The sequence below is a fragment of the Furfurilactobacillus entadae genome (genome assembly GCF_045862745.1).
GTDB lineage: Bacteria > Bacillota > Bacilli > Lactobacillales > Lactobacillaceae > Furfurilactobacillus > Furfurilactobacillus entadae.
The window spans coordinates 1-3,665 of the sequence record NZ_BQXN01000042.1 but is presented as its reverse complement, the minus strand read 5'-3'; the positions used below and the strand labels follow the sequence as shown (position 1 = coordinate 3,665).

Annotated in this window: 2 tRNA genes and 2 rRNA genes; all 4 read left to right on the top strand. The window is 49.5% G+C overall.

Features of this window, described 5'->3' with window-relative positions:
• Nucleotides 1–10: 10 nt before the first annotated feature.
• Nucleotides 11–84 (top strand) — tRNA-Ile (locus ACKTR5_RS11560).
• Between the two features lie 20 nt (nt 85–104).
• Nucleotides 105–177: transfer RNA gene (locus tag ACKTR5_RS11555), tRNA-Ala, on the top strand.
• A gap of 154 nt (nt 178–331) precedes the next feature.
• A 23S ribosomal RNA gene (locus tag ACKTR5_RS11550) occupies nt 332–3,252 on the top strand.
• Nucleotides 3,253–3,319: 67 nt separating this feature from the next.
• Nucleotides 3,320–3,436, top strand: a 5S ribosomal RNA gene (gene rrf, locus ACKTR5_RS11545).
• The last annotated feature ends 229 nt before the right edge of the window (nt 3,437–3,665 follow it).

The window sequence follows — 3,665 nt, the reverse complement described above, 5'->3', positions numbered from 1 at the left end:
CAAAACGATTGGGCGCATAGCTCAGCTGGTTAGAGCGCACGCCTGATAAGCGTGAGGTCGGTGGTTCGAGTCCACTTGTGCCCATCGGCCTGACTAGACAACATGGGGAATTAGCTCAGATGGGAGAGCACCTGCTTTGCAAGCAGGGGGTCAACGGTTCGATCCCGTTATTCTCCATTGATCACGAAGTGATCAAGTGTTGCACATTGAAAACTGAATCATGATTCTTTTTATTATTATTAAAAACCGAGAACACCGCGTTTTTTGAGTTTTTTAACAAGTTAAAATTGTTATTCGCTAAACTCATAACCGCAATTCTTTTGAATTGTTAGGTTAAGTTAGAAAGGGCGCACGGTGGATGCCTTGGCACTAGGAGCCGATGAAGGACGGGACTAACACCGATATGCTTCGGGGAGCTGTAAGTAAGCTTTGATCCGGAGATTTCCGAATGGGGAAACCCAATCAGTGTAATAGCTGATTATCACTAGGGGAATACATACTCTAGTTGAAGGTAGACGTTGTGAACTGAAACATCTCATTAGCAACAGGAAGAGAAAGAAAATTCGATTCCCTAAGTAGCGGCGAGCGAAAGGGGAAGAGCCCAAACCAATCTGCTTGCAGATTGGGGTTGTAGGACTGAACATTTGAGTTACCAAAGACCATGATAGTCGAAGACGTTGGGAAGCGTCGCCATAGGGTGTGAAAGCCACGTAGACGAAATCATAGTCTCTCAGTTCAGGATCCTGAGTACGGCGGAGCACGTGAAATTCCGTCGGAATCTGCGGGGACCATCCCGTAAGGCTAAATACTCCCTAGTGACCGATAGTGAACCAGTACCGTGAGGGAAAGGTGAAAAGCACCCCGGAAGGGGAGTGAAATAGTTCCTGAAACCGTGTGCCTACAAGTAGTTAGAGCCCGTTAATGGGTGATAGCGTGCCTTTTGTAGAATGAACCGGCGAGTTACGTTAACATGCAAGGTTAAGGTGGAAAGACCGGAGCCGTAGCGAAAGCGAGTCTGAAATGGGCGTTTGAGTATGTTGAAGTAGACCCGAAACCAGGTGACCTACCCATGTGCAGGCTGAAAGTGCGGTAATACGCACCGGAGGGCCGAACCCGTGTCTGTTGAAAAAGGCTGGGATGACGTGTGGGTAGCGGTGAAATTCCAAACGAACTTGGAGATAGCTGGTTCTCTCCGAAATAGCTTTAGGGCTAGCCTCGGATTAGAGCATCATGGAGGTAGAGCACTGTTTGAACTAGGGGCCCGTCATGGGTTACTGAATTCAGATAAACTCCGAATGCCATTGATGTGTTATCCGGGAGTCAGACGATGAGTGATAAGATCCACCGTCGAAAGGGGAACAGCCCAGATCACCAGTTAAGGTCCCTAAATATATGCTAAGTGGAAAAGGATGTGGAGTTGCACAGACAACTAGGATGTTGGCTCAGAAGCAGCCACCATTTAAAGAGTGCGTAATAGCTCACTAGTCGAGTGATTCTGCGCCGAAAATGTACCGGGGCTAAGCATATTACCGAAACTGTGGGTGTCACGTAAGTGACGCGATAGGAGAGCGTTCTATGGGCGGTGAAGCTAGACCGTGAGGACTAGTGGAGCGCATAGAAGTGAGAATGCCGGTATGAGTAGCGAAAGATCAGTGAGAATCTGATCCACCGTATGACTAAGGTTTCCTGGGGAAGGCTCGTCCTCCCAGGGTTAGTCGGGACCTAAGGCGAGGCCGAGAGGCGTAGTCGATGGATAACAGGTTGAGATTCCTGTACTAGTTAAACTTGTTTGAACAATGGAGGGACGCAGAAGGCTAAACGATCCGGACGATTGGAAGTGTCCGGTCAAGCAGTGAGGTGTGAGATGAGTTAAATGCTTGTTTCTTTAACATTGAGCTGTGACGAGGACCGAAATTTCAGTAGGGAAGTCGTTGATGTCACGCTGCCGAGAAAAGCTTCTAGTTAGAGTTTAATTACCCGTACCGCAAACCGACACAGGTAGTCGAGGAGAGTATCCTCAGGTGAGCGAGTGAACTCTCGTTAAGGAACTCGGCAAAATGACCCCGTAACTTCGGAATAAGGGGTGCTGCACGCAAGTGTAGCCGCAGTGAAAAGGCCCAGGCGACTGTTTATCAAAAACACAGGTTTCTGCAAAATCGTAAGATGACGTATAGGGGCTGACGCCTGCCCAGTGCTGGAAGGTTAAAAGGATGGGTTAGCGTAAGCGAAGCTCAGAATTGAAGCCCCAGTGAACGGCGGCCGTAACTATAACGGTCCTAAGGTAGCGAAATTCCTTGTCGGGTAAGTTCCGACCCGCATGAAAGGCGTAACGATCTGGGCACTGTCTCAACGAGAGACTCGGTGAAATTATATTACCCGTGAAGATGCGGGTTACCCGCGACAGGACGGAAAGACCCCATGGAGCTTTACTGTAGCTTGATATTGGGTGTTTGTATAACTTGTACAGGATAGGTAGGAGCCGTAGAGCTCGGGACGCTAGTCTCGAAGGAGGCATTGGTGGGATACTACCCTTGTTATACGACCACTCTAACCCACATCACTTAGCGTGATGGGAGACAGTGTCAGGTGGGCAGTTTGACTGGGGCGGTCGCCTCCTAAAAGGTAACGGAGGCGCTCAAAGGTTCCCTCAAAATGGTTGGAAATCATTTGTAGAGTGTAAAGGCACAAGGGAGCTTGACTGTGAGACAGACAGGTCGAGCAGGGACGAAAGTCGGACTTAGTGATCCGGTGGTACCGCATGGAAGGGCCATCGCTCAACGGATAAAAGCTACCCTGGGGATAACAGGCTCATCTCCCCCAAGAGTCCACATCGACGGGGAGGTTTGGCACCTCGATGTCGGCTCATCGCATCCTGGGGCTGTAGTCGGTCCCAAGGGTTGGGCTGTTCGCCCATTAAAGCGGTACGCGAGCTGGGTTCAGAACGTCGTGAGACAGTTCGGTCCCTATCCGTCGCGGGCGCAGGAAATTTGAGAGGAGCTGTCCTTAGTACGAGAGGACCGGGATGGACATACCTCTGGTGTACCAGTTGTGCCGCCAGGCGCATCGCTGGGTAGCTATGTATGGATGAGATAAACGCTGAAAGCATCTAAGTGTGAAACTCGCCTCGAGATGAGATTTCCCATTCCTATATGGAAGTAAGACCCCTCAGAGATGATGAGGTAGATAGGCTAGAAGTGGAAGTGTGGCGACACATGGAGCGGACTAGTACTAATCGGTCGAGGACTTAACCACAAAGTGGTGTCCGGTTTAAACTAATAAAAAGAATCTGATTCAGTTTTGAGTGCGTAACACTCAATAGTGTGGTGATGATGGCACAAAGGATACACCCGTTCCCATGCCGAACACGGAAGTTAAGCTTTGTCGCGCCAAGAGTAGTTGGGGGATCGCTCCCTGCGAGGGTAGGCCGTCGCCATGCAAATGAAAAACGTTGATCATTAGGATTAGGTCAGCGTTTTTTTGTGGTGTGAATTTGTGTGAGGCGTTAAAGAGCATGGCAGATGAAACCCATAATCCACTTAGCCACGAAGGGCCACAGAGGCTAGGAAAAAACGGTGCAGCAATGGTCATGAAAAGCGGTCAGGAAGTGCTTAAAAAGGCTTGAAGCCCGCCGTAAAGTTCGCTATACTTATTCCTGTACTGATTTG